This is a genomic window from Leucobacter komagatae, from assembly GCF_006716085.1.
GTDB lineage: Bacteria > Actinomycetota > Actinomycetes > Actinomycetales > Microbacteriaceae > Leucobacter > Leucobacter komagatae.
The window spans coordinates 1,153,740-1,168,554 of sequence record NZ_VFON01000001.1; the positions used below are offsets into that span (position 1 = coordinate 1,153,740).

General features: G+C 67.3%; 15 protein-coding genes. 6 read left to right on the forward strand and 9 right to left on the reverse strand.

Going from position 1 to position 14,815, the window contains the following annotated elements; all coding sequences use genetic code 11:
* Positions 1-26 precede the first annotated feature (26 nt).
* Positions 27-515: a YflT domain-containing protein gene (locus FB468_RS05325; RefSeq protein WP_141886420.1), complete on the reverse strand. Its 489-nt coding sequence runs from the start codon at positions 513-515 to the stop codon at positions 27-29.
* 154 nt (positions 516-669) lie between these two features.
* Between FB468_RS05325 and FB468_RS05330 the strand changes: the two genes are divergently transcribed.
* Genes FB468_RS05330 through FB468_RS05340 form a run of 3 tightly spaced genes read left to right on the forward strand, consistent with a single transcriptional unit; the run spans position 670 to position 3,654 of the window.
* On the forward strand, positions 670-1,929 hold the full coding sequence (locus tag FB468_RS05330; RefSeq protein ID WP_141886421.1) for a magnesium transporter MgtE N-terminal domain-containing protein: 1,260 nt from the start codon (positions 670-672) through the stop codon (positions 1,927-1,929).
* The gene (locus FB468_RS05335) at positions 1,926-2,492 is read left to right on the forward strand and encodes a DUF1003 domain-containing protein (protein ID WP_141886422.1); all 567 of its coding nucleotides are present in this window, start codon (positions 1,926-1,928) and stop codon (positions 2,490-2,492) included. The genes FB468_RS05330 and FB468_RS05335 overlap by 4 nt, the downstream gene beginning before the upstream one ends.
* A complete protein-coding gene (locus FB468_RS05340; RefSeq protein ID WP_141886423.1) occupies positions 2,473-3,654 on the forward strand; it encodes an Mrp/NBP35 family ATP-binding protein in 1,182 nt (393 codons plus the stop codon). The genes FB468_RS05335 and FB468_RS05340 overlap by 20 nt, the downstream gene beginning before the upstream one ends.
* 59 nt (positions 3,655-3,713) lie before the next feature.
* Here FB468_RS05340 and FB468_RS05345 read toward each other — a convergent pair whose 3' ends face one another.
* Complete coding sequence (locus FB468_RS05345; protein WP_141886424.1) at positions 3,714-4,091, reverse strand: twin-arginine translocase TatA/TatE family subunit; 378 nt, start codon at positions 4,089-4,091, stop codon at positions 3,714-3,716.
* A 170-nt stretch (positions 4,092-4,261) separates the two neighbouring features.
* Between FB468_RS05345 and FB468_RS05350 the strand changes: the two genes are divergently transcribed.
* Positions 4,262-4,894, forward strand: coding sequence for an O-methyltransferase (locus FB468_RS05350; protein ID WP_141886425.1), 633 nt, complete (start codon positions 4,262-4,264; stop codon positions 4,892-4,894).
* Between the two features lie 487 nt (positions 4,895-5,381).
* Here the strand turns inward: FB468_RS05350 and FB468_RS05355 are convergent, their stop codons facing one another.
* From FB468_RS05355 to FB468_RS05385, 7 genes are all read right to left on the reverse strand, one after another.
* Complete coding sequence (locus tag FB468_RS05355; RefSeq protein ID WP_083506522.1) at positions 5,382-5,552, reverse strand: DUF3117 domain-containing protein; 171 nt, start codon at positions 5,550-5,552, stop codon at positions 5,382-5,384.
* 186 nt (positions 5,553-5,738) lie between these two features.
* The gene (argJ, locus tag FB468_RS05360; RefSeq protein ID WP_141886426.1) at positions 5,739-6,899 is read right to left on the reverse strand and encodes a bifunctional glutamate N-acetyltransferase/amino-acid acetyltransferase ArgJ; all 1,161 of its coding nucleotides are present in this window, start codon (positions 6,897-6,899) and stop codon (positions 5,739-5,741) included.
* Positions 6,900-6,943: 44 nt separating this feature from the next.
* Positions 6,944-8,428, reverse strand: a complete 1,485-nt coding sequence (locus FB468_RS05365) for an NAD-dependent succinate-semialdehyde dehydrogenase (RefSeq protein ID WP_141886427.1) — start codon at positions 8,426-8,428, stop codon at positions 6,944-6,946.
* Positions 8,429-8,501: 73 nt separating this feature from the next.
* Complete coding sequence (locus FB468_RS05370; RefSeq protein WP_141886428.1) at positions 8,502-9,287, reverse strand: amino acid ABC transporter ATP-binding protein; 786 nt, start codon at positions 9,285-9,287, stop codon at positions 8,502-8,504.
* The gene (locus FB468_RS05375) at positions 9,284-10,195 is read right to left on the reverse strand and encodes an amino acid ABC transporter permease (RefSeq protein WP_141886429.1); all 912 of its coding nucleotides are present in this window, start codon (positions 10,193-10,195) and stop codon (positions 9,284-9,286) included. The genes FB468_RS05370 and FB468_RS05375 overlap by 4 nt, the downstream gene beginning before the upstream one ends.
* Positions 10,196-10,203: 8 nt before the next feature.
* Complete coding sequence (locus FB468_RS05380) at positions 10,204-11,106, reverse strand: ABC transporter substrate-binding protein (RefSeq protein WP_141886430.1); 903 nt, start codon at positions 11,104-11,106, stop codon at positions 10,204-10,206.
* Positions 11,107-11,443: 337 nt separating this feature from the next.
* Positions 11,444-12,100, reverse strand: coding sequence for a GntR family transcriptional regulator (locus tag FB468_RS05385; RefSeq protein ID WP_141886431.1), 657 nt, complete (start codon positions 12,098-12,100; stop codon positions 11,444-11,446).
* A gap of 75 nt (positions 12,101-12,175) precedes the next feature.
* Here FB468_RS05385 and lhgO point away from each other — a divergent pair, with 75 nt between their 5' ends.
* Positions 12,176-13,399, forward strand: coding sequence for an L-2-hydroxyglutarate oxidase (lhgO, locus tag FB468_RS05390; protein WP_141886432.1), 1,224 nt, complete (start codon positions 12,176-12,178; stop codon positions 13,397-13,399).
* Between the two features lie 52 nt (positions 13,400-13,451).
* Positions 13,452-14,684 carry an ornithine--oxo-acid transaminase gene (gene rocD / locus FB468_RS05395; protein ID WP_141886433.1) on the forward strand — a complete coding sequence of 411 codons (1,233 nt, stop codon included), beginning with the start codon at positions 13,452-13,454 and terminating at the stop codon, positions 14,682-14,684.
* Positions 14,685-14,815 lie beyond the last annotated feature (131 nt).

Below are 14,815 nucleotides of genomic sequence, written 5' to 3' on the forward strand. Positions count from 1 at the left end.
CGGCCGGCGCGGCGGTTGCTGTGCTGCTACTCGCCGCCGAGCACCCGGCGCGCCTCGTGGAGCAACTCCGGCTCGGTGACGAGGTCGTACCGGGTCGCAACCATCTGCATGATCGACGAGAAGTCGCGCCGGTTGCGGTTCATCGCATACGAGAGCAGCCCAAACAGCATGCCGAAGCCCGCGCCGATGACGACGGCGGAGAGGAACACGCCGCCGATGCCCGCGTTGTCGGGCTGGAAGATGAAGAGCAGCAGGCCAAGAAAGAGACCGAGGTACGCGCCCGAGAGCGCGCCCATCCAGGCGACCTTGCCGTAGCTCAAGCGGCCCGTGACCCGCTCGACGCTGCGCAGGTCGTTGCCGAGGATCGAGACGCGCTGCACAGGGAACCCGCTCCGGGCGAGCACGTCAACGGCGTGCTTCGCGTCTTCGTAGCGGTCGTAGGTCGAGACGATCTCGCCCTTCGGGATCTCGGGCTGGATCGGCGCGCGCGAATTGGGGAAACCGGGGGTGCTCATGGCTAGATTCTGGCACAGGCGCCGCAAAGATGCGCGGTGAACTTCGCGATGGGCCCCTGGGCGGCCGGGCGGGTGGGCGTCGGCGCAACCGCCCCGCGGGCGTGTCACGCGGCTTCTCCAGCCGATTCGCCCGCGCTGGCGGTACCTTAGAGTCGTGAGTAGTTCGCGGGTGTTTGTCGGCCGCCTTGCCGGTCGGGGCGTGTTCGATCCTGTTGGAGACCAGATCGGTAAGGTTCGCGATGTCCTCATCGTGTACCGCGCCACTGCGGCGCCCAGGGTCGTCGGCCTCATCGTCGAGATCCCTGGCAAGCGCCGGGTCTTTGTGCCCATCAGCCGTGTCACCTCGATCGCTTCGGGTCAGGTCATCACGACGGGCCTCATCAACATTCGCCGGTTCGAGCAGCGGCGCGGTGAGACCCGCATGATCGCCGAGATGATCGGGATGCGCGTCGACGTCGCGTCAGACTCAGGGGCAGCGCCCGTGCGGGCGACCGTCGAGGACGCCGCGATCGAGCGCACCCGCGCGGGTGAGTGGGTCGTGTCAGAGCTCTTCGTGCGCAGCCCCAAGGCGGGCGGGGGCTTCGGTCGCGGGCCGGCGCGCACCGTCCGCTGGTCGCAGGTCGAGCGCCCGAGCGAGGACGCGGGGCCGCAGTCGGCCGAGCTCCTCGTGCAAACGCTCGTCGATTTAAAGCCCGCCGACCTCGCGACGACGCTCCTTGAGCTGCCGCAGGCGCGCATGGCGCCAGTGCTCGAAGAGCTCGCCGATGACAGGGTCGCAGACGCGCTGGAGGAGATGAGCGAGACCGACCAGATCGCGATCCTCGCCCTGATCCCTTCTGGCCGAACCGCCGATGTGCTCGATCGCATGGAGCCCGACGACGCAGCCGACCTCATCTCGGCGCTGCCCGCCGCGCAGGGCGCCGAACTGCTCGACCTCATGGAGCCCGAGGAGGCGGAAGACGTTCGCCGCCTGCTGGAGTACGAGTTCGATACGGCCGGCGGCCTCATGAGCCCCACGCCGATCGTGCTCGCCGCCGAGTCGAGCGTTGCGGAGGGGCTGGCGATGATCCGCCGCGCCGAGATCCCTCCCGCGATGGCCTCCGCCGTCTACGTGACGCACCCGCCATACGAGACGCCAAGCGGCGAGTACCTCGGGATGGTCCACTTCCAGCGCATGCTGCGCTTCCCGCCGCACGAGCGCCTGAGCGCACTGCTCGACGCCGAGATCGAAGCCGTCCCCGTCACGGCGAGCGCCGCAGAGGTGTCGCGCAGGCTCGCGAGCTACGATCTCGTCGCGCTTCCCGTCGTCGATGACCAAGATCGGCTCGTTGGCGTTGTCACGGTCGACGACGTACTCGACCACCTGCTGCCTGACGACTGGCGGCACGCTGACGACGAGGAGGGGCGCACATGAGCCCCGGCAGGCGCCGCCCCGACCTCGCAGCGCCCAGGGCCGGCAGGGCCGCGCGTGGACCCGCGGGCACTCGAATTGACGGCAACGAGCGCTTCGGCCGGTGGACCGAGGGCATCGCCCGCGGCATGGGCACCCCGTGGTTCTTGCTCGCCCTCACGCTGTTCTGCGTGCTCTGGCTCGCGTGGAACACGCTCGCGCCGAAAGAGCTCCGCTTCGACTCGCCGTCGCTCGGCTTCACTGCACTCACGCTGATCCTGTCGCTCCAGGCGTCGTACGCGGCCCCGATGATCCTGCTCGCGCAGAATCGACAGGACGACCGCGATCGGGTGCAGATCGAGCAGGATCGAAAGCAGGCGGAACGCAACCTCGCCGACACCGAGTTCCTCGCCCGTGAGGTTGTCGCGCTGCGACTCTCGATCAAGGATCTGCCCGACCGTGAGTTCCTGCGACAGGAGTTGCGGGCGCTCCTCGCAGAGCTTGAGCAGCAGGACGCTAACGAGCCGGAGGCCAGCGAGCCGGACGCCAACACGCCAGACGAAGGGAATGTGGTACGCAGTGAGTAGCGAGCAGCGCAGCGAGGTTGAACAGCGGCTCTGGGACGCGCTCGCGCGGGTCAACGACCCCGAGATCCACAGGCCGATCACCGAGCTCGGCATGGTCGGCACGCTCGCGGTCGACGCGGCAGGGGCGGCTGACGTGCCGCTCAAGCTCACGATCGCAGGTTGCCCGGCCGCGCAGCGGATCGAACGGGAGGTACGAGAGGCAACCCTCGGCACCCCGGGCGTCACCGACGCGCGCGTCGACGTCAGCGTCATGAACCCGGCCGAGCGCCAGGCGTTTGTTGAGACCGTCCGCGGCCCCGCGCGGCCCGTGCAGTTCGGCCCCGACTCGCTCACCCGCGTCATCGCCGTCACGAGCGGCAAGGGTGGCGTTGGCAAGTCGTCGCTGACCGCATCGCTCGCCGTCGCCCTCGCCCAGCAGGGCCTCTCCGTCGGGCTTGTCGACGCTGACGTGTTCGGCTTCTCAATCCCCGGCATCCTCGGGCTCAGCCGAGACGGTGTCACAGAGCAGCCGACGCGGGTCGGCGAAATGATCCTGCCCCCGGAGACCCACGGGGTGAAGGTCATCTCGATCGGCATGTTCCTTGGCGACGCAGACCCGCGGTCGACCGCGGTGTCGTGGCGCGGCCCCATGCTGCACCGCACCATCGAGCAGTTTCTGCGCGACGTGTGGTTTGGCGACCTCGACGTGCTGCTCCTCGATCTGCCACCGGGGACGGGCGACGTCGCGATCAGCGTCGGTCAGCTGCTCCCCCAGGCCGAGGTGCTCGTCGTGACGACCCCGCAGGAGGCCGCGGCCGACGTCGCAGTGCGCAGCGCGCTCGTCGCCCGGCAGACCGGCCAGCGCGTCATCGGCGTCATCGAGAACATGGCGGGGCTCGCGCAGCCCGACGGCACCGTCCTCGAGCTGTTCGGCACGGGCGGCGGGGCGGCGGTCGTCGACCGCCTGAACTCGTCGGAGAGCGCGGAAGGTCAGCAGCCGGTGCGGCTGCTCGGAAGCGTGCCGCTCAGCCCGGACTTCCGGGAGGGTGGCGACACGGGATCCCCCGCGGTGCTCGCGCGCCCCGACGACCCGGCGGCCGCGGCGGTCATCCGCATCGCTCAACAGCTCGCTGCCCAGGGCCGCGGCCTCGCCGGTCGCTCGCTCGGCGTCACGCCGCGCTAGGGGCGCTGGTGGTCTCGGTCTAGATTGCTGGCTGGGTGGCTGGTGGGACCGGCTTCTCGCTAGGTTGCCTCGTCGTCAAACCTGACGGTGACCGCCCCATCCGCTGAAACGCCCTGCCGGGCTCTGCGCGCGGCGGCCAGCTCCTCGAGGCGTTCGCGTCGCTCGCTCTGACGCGCCTCACGCTCGTCCTCGACGAGCGCGTCACGGATGATGCGCCGCGGGTCATACTGCCTCGGGTCGAGCTGCTTCCAGTCGACGTCCTCGAATTCGGGGCCCATCTCGTCCTTCAGGCGATCTTTCGCGCCGTCGGCCGCGCGCTTCACGGAGCGCACGAAGTCGCTCAGCTTCTTCGCGTATTCGGGCAGGCGGGTCGGGCCGATGACGAACATCGCGATCACCAGGATGATGAGGATCTTCTCAAAGCTCAGGCCGCCCATTCCATCATCGTACCGAGTAGGTCTGGGGTATTTCGACTTGCGGGGGCTGGGACGCGCCCTCACAGGCTCAGACCCGGCCCTTAAGCGGGGCGATCACGGCGAGCCAGCACCCGATTTTGGGCCGCCAGCCCTATCATGAACAGGCATAACGACGGAGGACAGAGGAACACGTGAGCAAGCTCGAGCGCAACTGGCAGTACACGGAGCAGTATCCGAGTGAGACTGACACGCTCGTGCGTGCCCGGCGGGTGTCGCTCGAACTCGGCATCGAGCCCGTTTCCCGTGCCGTCTCGGCAGAACTTTCGGCGCTGGCCGTGCTCTCGGGTGCCCGCGCGATCTGCGAGATCGGCACCGGGGTTGGCGTGAGTGGCCTGTCGCTGCTGCGCCACCGACCCGACGCGATTCTCACGTCGATCGAGATTGAACCTGAGCACCTCCGCGAGGCTCGGTCATTGTTCTCAGAGGCCGGGATCCCTGCCTCGCGCGCCCGCCTCGTCGAGGGAGACGCGCGGCACGTCATGCCCCGCCTGAACCTCGCCGCCTACGACATCGTGTTGCTCGACGCTGAGCAGTCGCAGCTTCTGGAGTACTTCGAGCACGCGCTCGGAATTGTGCGCCCCGGCGGTGCGATCGTCGTGCCGAGCGCGCTGGCGCACGGCCGTGTTGCAGACCCGGCAGCCCGCGACGAGTCAACCCAGGCGCTCCGCGACCTGCTGGCTGTCGTGGCTGAGTCTGACGCGATCGCCGCCTCACTCACTCCGACCGGTGATGGGCTGCTGACCGTAGTGAAGCTCGACGGCTGAGCTGGCTGGGTACTTCTTGCTGCCGGCACCCCGGCCCAGCACCCAGCACCCAGCACCCAGCACCCAGCACCCAGCACCCAGCACCCAGCACCCAGCACCCAGCACAGGATATGTGTTCTGCATTCCCTCTGCCCTGTCGACGCCGTCACGCAATAGGATCTGCAGATCCCAGGGCTTGCGGTCGAAGCGTGGTGCTGCTGGGGCATCGCGACCCGAGCCTTGCCTCCGGCCCCGCAGCGCAAGGCATGTGTTCTGCACTTCCAATGCTCTGCCGCCGGTGTTAGGGCAATAGGATCTGCAGATCCCAGGTCTAACGGTCAACGAGCGCACAGCGCGGGTGAGGTGCGGGCACACCACACCCCAAGGCCCAGCCCGACCCAGTACCATCCCCAGCCCAGCCCAGCCCAGCCCAGCCCAGCCCAGCACCAGTCCAGGCACAAAAAATGAGGGCCCCGAGGGGCCCTCATTCTGCGCGTGTGCGTGGCTGCTAGTCGCCGAGCACGCCCGCAAGCACATCGCGAAGCTCGGCGGCCTCTTCGTCATTGACTGACACCACCAGACGGCCACCGCCCTCAAGGGGAACACGCACCACGATAACGCGGCTCTCGCGAACCGCTTCCATTGGCCCGTCTCCGGTCCTTGGTTTCATTGCCGCCATGACGCCTCCTCGCATGATTGGTCTATCTCCTCTATTATCTCCTGCGAGGCGGAGTCGCGGAAATCATTTGAGGTTTTTATGCAAAGCGGCGTCATATTGTGATTGTTGTATGCCTACAATGGTCGATTCGCCGCTGTTTTGTTCACTCGGACGCGCAACACGCCGCAGGGCATCGCCCCACGCCCGTTAACTCGCGTACGCGCTGTTCTCTCGGACGTAGTCGACCGTAAGGTCGTTCGTACGGATGCGCGCAGTCGCGTCGCCGGCGTGGAGCTCAATGAGCACCTCGGTGCGCTTTGGCGACAGGTCGCACTCAGAGACAGGCCGGTCAGGGCCCCCTGCGGTGCAGAGCCGCACCCCGTTAAAGCTCACGTCCACGAAGTAGGGGTCGAACGAGGCGTCAGTCACGCCGATCGCCGCGAGCACACGCCCCCAGTTTGGGTCTTCACCCGCGATCGCGGCCTTGAACAGGTTGTTGCGGGCGAGCGCGCGCCCAACTTCCTCCGCGTCTGCTTCTGTTGCGGCGCCCTCCACCATGATGTGGATGTTATGGCCGGCACCCTCGGCGTCAACCTGGAGCTGCTCGGCGAGGTCGTCGCACACGGCGAGGAGCCCCGCAGTGAATTCGACCTCGGTCGGTGTGACACCGCTCTGCCCCGAGGCAAACGCTGTGACCTGGTCGTTCGTCGACATGCAGCCGTCGGAGTCGAGCCTGTTGAAGGTCGAGGCGACGGCAGCGCGCAGCGCACGGTCGAGCACCGCGGTTGGGACGACCGCGTCAGTGGTGACCACGACGAGCATCGTCGCGAGCCCGGGCGCGAGCATGCCCGCGCCCTTCCCCATCGCCCCGATGCGCCAGCCCTCGCCCTCGTGTGTCGCTGTCTTGGTGACCGAGTCGGTGGTGAGGATCGCGGCCGGAGCCGTCGTGTCGTCGGCAGCGAGCGCGGCGCTCACGAGCGGCACCCCTCCAAGCACACTCGCCCGGAACTCTTCGCCGCCCGAGCCGATGAGACCCGTCGAGCAGACGAGAACGTCGGTTGCCCGAATGCCGCGCACCTCGGCGGCGACCGCAGCAGCCGCGAGCTCCACGGTCTCGTAGCCGTAGTCGCCCGTGAAACAGTTCGCTCCCCCGGAGTTCAGCAGCACCGCGCGGGGCGTGCCTCCCGCGGCCATCACGCTCCTGCTCCATCGGATCGGATGGGCCTGCGCCCGGTTCTGGGTGAACACGACGGCGCAACTCGGCTCTGGCCCATCGTTCACGACGAGAGCGAGGTCGGGCTTCCCCGAAGACTTGATGCCTGCTGCGACGCCCGCAGCGCGGAACCCGAGCGGGTATGTGACCGACATACGCGGCCCCTTTCGTGGTGGTGCTGGGCGGTGTAGTGAACTGCTTAGCCGAGCAGGGTGGCTGCGGGAGAGTCGAGGTTGAACTGCTTGAGCGTCTGGAAGTCCTGCATCCCCTCGATGCCGCCCTCCTTGCCGTAGCCGGAGTAGCCGATCCCACCGAACGGGCTCGACGCGTCGGCGACGAGCCCCTTATTGATGCCGAGCACGCCGACGTCAAGCGCATGGGCGACGCCAAACGCCCGATCGATATCCTGCGAGAAGACATAGCCGGCGAGCCCGAACGGGGTGTTGTTCGCTTTCGCGACCGCCTCAGCGTCCGTCGAGAACGTGCCGACAACGGCGATCGGTGCAAAGATCTCCGCCGACGCGATCGTCGCCGATTCTGGCACGTTCGTAAGCACGGCTGGGTTCATGAAGAAGCCGTCCCCGCCCGGCTGCGGAGCCGCGCACGCATCTTCCGCCCCGAGCTCGAGCGCTCCGTCAACGAGCCCGCGCACCTGCTTGCGCGCCTGCCCGCTGATGAGCGGGCCAAGGTCGACCCCGTCGGCGAATCCCGAGCCGACGGTCAAAGCGTTCAGCCGCTTCGACAGCTCGGCGGTGAACTCGGCCGCGATCCCGTCCTGCACGAGGAAGCGGTTTGCGGCCACGCAGGCCTGCCCGCCGTTGCGGATCTTCGAGATCACCGCGCTGTTCACCGCGCGATCAAGGTCGGCGTCGTTGAAGACGAGGAAGGGCGCGTCGCCGCCAAGCTCAAGCGACAGCTTCTGCACGTGCTGCGCCGACTGTTCGATGAGCATCGAGCCAACCCGGGTGGAACCGGTGAACGACACCTTCTTCAGGCGAGCGTCGCCCATGAGCGTACGCGACCAGCCCGATGAATCCGACGTGGTGACGACCTGAAATGCCTCCGGCGGCACCCCCGCTTCGAGAAGCACGTCGCCGAGCAACAGCGAGCTCAGCGGCGTCGCTTCGGCTGGCTTCAGGATCACCGAGCACCCAGCGGCGAGCGCAGCGGCGGCCTTGCGGGCGCCCATCGCGAGCGGGAAGTTCCAGGGCGTGATGAGCAGCGCGATCCCGACCGGCTGGCGGGTGACGATGAGCCGCGCTCCCCCGGCGGGCGCCTCCCGGTAGCCGCCGTACGACCGGACGGCTTCCTCTGAGTACCACCGCAGGTAGTCTGCGGAGAAGCGCACCTCCGCGCGCGACTCGTCGAGGGGCTTCCCCATCTCCCGCGTCATCGTTGCCGCGATGACCTCGATGCGCTCAATGAGCAGCTCGGCGGCCCGAAGCAAAACGTTCGAGCGCGCGCGGGCGCTCTGGCCACTCCACGCACGCAACCCTCGCCCAGCGACCTCGAGGCAGTGGTCGGCGAGCTCGATCGGGGCGTTCGAGACCTGGGTGAAGGCCGCACCCGTCGCGGGGTCAACCACGTCGAAGCGGTCGAGGCTCGTGCTGTCGATCCCCGGGATACGCGCACCGCCGTCGAAGGAGCTGAGGAACGCGTCGTGGGTCTGAAGGCTGGTCTGCATGGGGGTCTCGGTTCTCTTGACTCTTGGAAAAGTGGTTGGTGGGTGCGGTTGGCACACCCGGTGCACTTGCGTACTAGGCGTCGGCAGCCTCTTCGCGAACGGAGCGGAGGAAGGCCCTGGTGCGCTCGTGCTGCGGGTTACCGAACACGGCCTCGGGGGTGCCCGTCTCGACGATGTACCCGTCAGCCATAAAGACAACTCGGTCGGCGACCTCGCGCGCGAACGTCATCTCGTGGGTCACGACGACCATCGTCATTCCCTCGGCGGCGAGTTGCTTCATCACGTCGAGCACTTCGCCGACGAGCTCGGGGTCGAGGGCGCTCGTTGGCTCGTCAAACAGCATGATGCTCGGCCGCATCGCGAGCGCGCGGGCGATCGCGACGCGCTGCTGCTGCCCGCCCGACAGTTGCGAGGGATAGGCGTCAGCCTTCTCGGGGAGCCCGACGCGGGCGAGCAACTCACGTGCGTGCGTCTCGCTCGCCGCGCGCTCGGCGCGCTTCACCTTGAGCGGCGCGAGCATGATGTTCTCGAGCACGGTCTTATGCGGGAAGAGGTTGAAGCGCTGGAACACCATGCCAACCTGCTCACGGTGCTTCGCAATCTGCTTTTCGCTGAGCTCGTAGAGCGTATTCCCGTCGCGCCGGTAGCCCGAGAGCTCGCCGTTCACGGTGAGTAGGCCGTCATCGATGCGCTCAAGGTTGTTGATGCAGCGCAAGAACGTCGACTTGCCCGACCCGGAGGGCCCGAGCAGCACGACGACCTCGCCCTTGCCGACCGACATGTTGATGTGCTTGAGCACGTGGTTGTCGCCGAAACGCTTGCTGACGCCCTCGGCCTGGATCACGGTTTCGACGCTCATCGTGTTACTCCAAAGGTGTTCTTCAGCCAGCGCTTCTTCATGCTGGGGGCCGCCTGCGCGGCGTAGCCGCGGTTCATGCGACGCTCAAGCCAGCTCTGCAGGAACGTCAGCACAGTGGTCATAAACAGGTACCAGATCGAGGCGGTGAACAGCAGCTCGATGACCTTGTAGTTCAGGGTGTAGATGCGGAAGGCCCCGTTGAGCAGCTCAGACACGGAGATCGTGTAGGCGAGCGCGGACGTCTTGAGCATCGCGATCAGCTGGTTGCCGGCGGGCGGCAGGATGACCCTGAGCGCCTGCGGCAGCACGACCGACGTCATCACCCGACGCTTGCGCATGCCGAGCGCCAGCGCGGCCTCGGCTTGTCCCTTATCCACGGCGAGGAGGCCCGCGCGGACGATCTCGGACATGTACGAGCCCTCGTTGATTCCGAGCGCGAGGATCGCGGCGAGGAAGGGCGTCATGATCGTGTTCGTGCTCACTGGCCAGAGGCCGAAGAAGGACACCGTCGGGATTACGAGCGCGATGTTAAACCAGATGAGCAGCTGCACAAGCACGGGCGTGCCGCGGAACAGCCAGGTGTAGAAGCCCGCCGCGCCAGAGAGCACGCGGTTCTTCGATTCGCGCAGGAGCGCGGTGACCACTCCGAGCACAAGCCCGACGAGCATCGAGATCACCGTGAGCTCGAGCGTCGTCACGACTCCGCTCAGAATCTGCGGGTCAAAGAGATACTTCGCGGTGACCTTGTAGTCGATATCGGCAAAGATGAACGCGGCGACAATGCCCGCGGCGACGAGCAGCACGAGAACTGCCGCGATCGCCGAGCCGACGCTCTTGTGCCTGACGAGCTTGAAGAGCTGCTCCCCCTCTCCGGGGAGCGAGATCGTCATAGTGTTCGGAGTGGCCATGCTGACGCCTATCGTCCGTTGTTGATGAGTGACTCGTCGAGCGCGAGGTCGCTGACGCCCCACTCGTCGAGGATCTTGCCGTAGCTGCCGTCGGCGATGATCGCGTTCATCGCTTCGAGGAGCACGTCGCGGAGCTCTGCGTCTGCCTTGTTCAGCATGATGCCGTACACGCTGTCGCCGACGGTGAGACCCGGGATCAGCTCGACGGCACCCTCGGACTGCGAGACCGCGTAGCTGCCGACTGCGCCGAGGATGACGCTCGCGTCGACGCCGCCCTGACGAATCTGCAGGATGCCCGCCTGGTCGCTGTCGAGCATCTGGATGTCGATAGCCTGCTTGCCCTTCGCAACGCAGTCGGCGCTCAGCTCCTCGACCTGGGTGACCTGGATCGTGCCGCGCGTGCCGGCGATCTTCTTCCCGCACAGGTCGTCGAGCGAAGTGAACTCGCCCACGCGATCTGGTGAGGTGATGAAGCCGGAAGCCGCCTTGAGGTAGGTGACGTAGTCGTAGACCTCAGCGCGCTCATCCGTGTAGGTCATCGATGCGAGTAGCGCGTCGTAGCGCTTCGACTGAATGCCGCTGAGGGCTGCCTCGGTCTTCACGTCCTGCCAGTCAAACGGCACGCCGATCTGCTCGCTGAGCGCGCTCGCGATGTCGACGTCGATGCCCTTCACGGTCTTGCCGTCTTCCTGCAGCCACTCGAACGGCGCGTAGGTGAGGTCACCCGCGTTGACGATCTTGCCCGCCTCCTTGATGCGGTCGGGCAGCTTCGCGTACAGGGGTGCTTCGGTGTTCACCGTTGCCGCGTCTGAGCTGCCGCCTTCGGCGTCGCTCCCCTGCGCGCAACCGGTAAGCATCAGGACCGCACTTCCCACGAGGCAAGCGGCGAGCGCTCCACGCTTGAGGTTCATATAACCCTCCTTTGGGTATTGGAAAAACTGTGGTGCGAGCGAGCTGGGGTCGGCGTATGGCCGGGCCTCCGCAGCCGCTCGGGAATCAGAATACACAGGTTGCACGTTGCATGCAACTTACTTTAAGCTTCGATTGCTCGCCCCTTTGAGCACCCCCTGGATCATCACATTTGCCGTCAGGAGACAGCATGAACACGCATCAGCGAAGCCACCGCCTCGCGCGTTTCACGCGCCCCGGGCGGCCCCCCGCCTACGGTCTAGGCAGCCCGGACGCACAGAGCGGACCGACTGCCCAGGCCACCCCGCCGGCCCCGGCCGTGCCGAGTGGCCCGCGAACCTACAGCCAGGCCAGCTGCTCCGCGACCCACTCGGGGCCGTGCTCGGGGTCTCCCCCGGCCTCCTGGGCGATGAGCAGCTGCGCCGTGTTCTTGATGTGGCGCCGCATCTCCGCCGACGCCGCCTCGGCGTCACGCCGCTCGATCGCGTCGACGAGCCCCGCGTGGTCGTCCACGAGCTCGCGCCCCGTTCGCGCGGTCGACGTCGTGCCAACGCCGCGGGTCAGCACAAGGTTTCGCAGGTCGAGCAGCAGCCCCTGCAGCCGCCCGTTCCCCGACGCCTCGGCAATCGAGATGTGGAGGTCTCGGTCGAGCACGAGCAGCTGCTCGGCGTCTTCCGTCGCCTCACCCATCGCTTCGAAGCAGTCGAGGATCCCGCGCAGCTGCTCATCGGTTCGGGCGCGGGCTGCCTGCCCGGCGGCCGGCACCTCCAGCATCAGGCGCAGTTGGAACACCTCAAGGAGATCCTCAAGCGTCGTCGCAAGGATCGTCGCGCCGCGATTCTTCTCGATCCTGACCATGCCCGCCTGCTCCAGCTGCAGCAGCGCGTCGCGAATCGGCGTCCGCGAGACGCCGATGCGCTCGGCGAGCTGTACGGCGGACACCATCGTCCCCGGTTCCAGTCGGCCGCTGGTGATCTCAGAGCGAATCTGTTCCATCGCCCGGCGAGCCAAACTGTCTTGTTTCGAGAGCTTTTCCACACCCCCACTATGGCACTTCTGAAAGAGGAACGTATGCACACACGACGCATTGCCGTCATCGGAGGCGGCATCATCGGCGCCTCCGTCGCAGCCCAGTTGACGACACGCAATGACGCAAACTCCGTTGTCCTGTATGAAAAGGAATCCGCCCCGGGCACACACCAGACCGGGCACAACAGCGGCGTCGTACACGCGGGCCTCTACTACCAGCCGGGCAGCCTGAAGGCCCGACTCACTCGGCGCGGCGTCGAGCTGCTCCACGCGTACAGCGAGTCGCGCGGGATCCGCTATGACGAGTGCGGCAAACTCGTCGTCGCGCACACCGAGAAGCAGCTCGGCCAGCTCGACGCGATCCTCGACAAGGCGCGCGCGAACGGGGTGCCGGGCGTCGCGATCATCGGCGAAGACGCGATGCGGGAGATCGAGCCGCACTGCGTCGGGCGGGCCGCGATCCACTCCCCCCACACCGCGATCGTCGACTACCCGGGAGTCACCCGCGCGCTGCTCGACGATGTGCGCGCAGCCGGCGGCGAGGTGCGCCTCGGCACCTCGGTGTCGCGCATCACGCGCCAGGGTGCGGAGCAGATCGTGCACTCGTCAGCCGGCAGCCAGGCGTTCGACTACGTGATCGCGTGCAACGGCCTCCAATCAGACAGGCTGGCGAAGCGGTCTGGCGCGGGCAAGTATCCCGCGATCGTGCCGTTCTCGGGCGACTACTACAAGCTCACACCCGAGACCGCGAAGCTCGTGAACGGGCTGCTCTACCCCGTGCCAGACCCCGACTACCCGTTCCTCGGCGTGCACCTCACACGCACCGTCGACGGCGACGTCACCGTCGGCCCGAACGCCTTCCTCTCGTTCGCGCGCGAGCAGTATCACCGCCTCGGTTTCAACGTCCGCGATGCCCTCGAGATCGCGTCCTCGGGCGCGTTCTGGCGCTTCGCTGGCGGCAACTTCGGCGAGGCAATCGATCAGCTCCGCACCGCGAACAAGCGGTCGTTCCTCGCCGGCGCCCAGGAGTTCATCCCCGAGCTCGCCTCCGAGGATCTCAGCCCCGGCCTCCGCGGCGTGCGAGCGCAGGCCATGAACCAAGACGGCACGCTTGAGGACGACTTCGTGATCCAGCGCGTCGACAATGCGGTGTTCGTGCGCAACGCGCCCTCCCCCGCCGCGACCTCGGCGATGGCGATCGCCGAGCACATCATCGAAGAAATTCTCGCTGAAGATCGCCTGGTCGAGCCCCAGCGCGGCGCCTAGCCGTCGCTGCCACCACCACTTCCCCAACCACCACACTCGAAGGAGTACCCGCATGACCGAAACCACCACCCAGACCGCAACCGAGATCGCGATCGCCCAGACCGAGCGCGCCGCCGCCTCGAACTACGCCCCCGTCCCGCTCGTGCTCACCGAGGGCAACGGCGCAACGGTCACCGACATTGAGGGCAAGACCTACCTCGACTTCCTCGGCGGCTTCTCCACGATGCTCTTCGGGCACCGCCCGCCCCGCATCACCGCGGCGGCGCACGCCCAGCTCGACAGGCTCACGCTCACTGCGCGCGCGTTCTACAACGATGAGCTCGCGGCCTGCGTGACCGAGCTCACGGAACTCGCGGGCTTCGAGCGCGTGCTGCTCATGAACACCGGCGCCGAGGCCATCGAGACCGCGATCAAGGGTGCCCGCAAGTGGGCGCACGAGAACCGTGACCTCGCCGCAGACGAGGGCGTCATCATCACGTTCTCGCGCAACTTCCACGGCCGCACGACGACGATCATTTCGGGCTCCGACGACCCGGTCGCTCGCGAGGGGTACGGCCCGTACACCCCCGGCTTCGTCACCGTCCCGTTCGGCGACATGGATGCGGTTCGCTCGGTCGCGGCCGCGTCGCCGGTTGTCGCGGTGCTCATCGAACCGGTGCAGGGCGAGGCAGGAGTGATCCTTCCCCCCGAGGGGTTCCTGCAAGAGCTTCGTGCGTTCACCGCCGAGAACAACATCGTGTTCATCGCTGACGAGGTGCAGTCGGGCATGGGCCGCACCGGCAAGCTGTTCGCGACCGAGCACTTCGGCGTTCGCCCCGACCTCATTGCGGTCGGCAAGGTGCTGAGCGGCGGCATTCTGCCGGTCTCGGCGGTGCTGGGCGACAGCAAGTTCCTCGGGGTGTTCACGCCGGGGAGCCACGGGTCGACCTTCGGCGGCAGCCCGTTCGCGTGCGCCGTCACGCGCAGTGTTGTCGCGGAGCTTCGCGATCCTGCTTTCCTCCCGGGCGTTGTCGCGCTCGGCGGCGTGCTCTCGGACGCCCTCGCTGAGCTCGCTGAGCTGCCTGAGGTGACCGCGGTGCGCTCGATTGGCCTGTGGGCAGGCGTCGACATTGACCCGGAGTTCGCGCCGGCGAAGGCCGTCGCCGAGGCGCTCCGTGCCCGCGGTGTGCTGGTGAAGGACACGCAGGGCAAGACCCTCCGCATGGCGCCGCCCGCGGTCGCGACGGAAGGGGAGGTCCGTGAGGCGATCCGCCTGCTCGGGGAGTCGATCACTTCCCTCCGCTAACCCAATTCTTCCGTTGGGTGCCAATTTCCTGCGAAAATTGGCACCCAAAGGAATATTTGAGGCGTTTGGGCGGCGGGGTTGGGACGGGGCCGGGCGCACCGCCCCCACCCCACTGCACCCCACTGCACCCC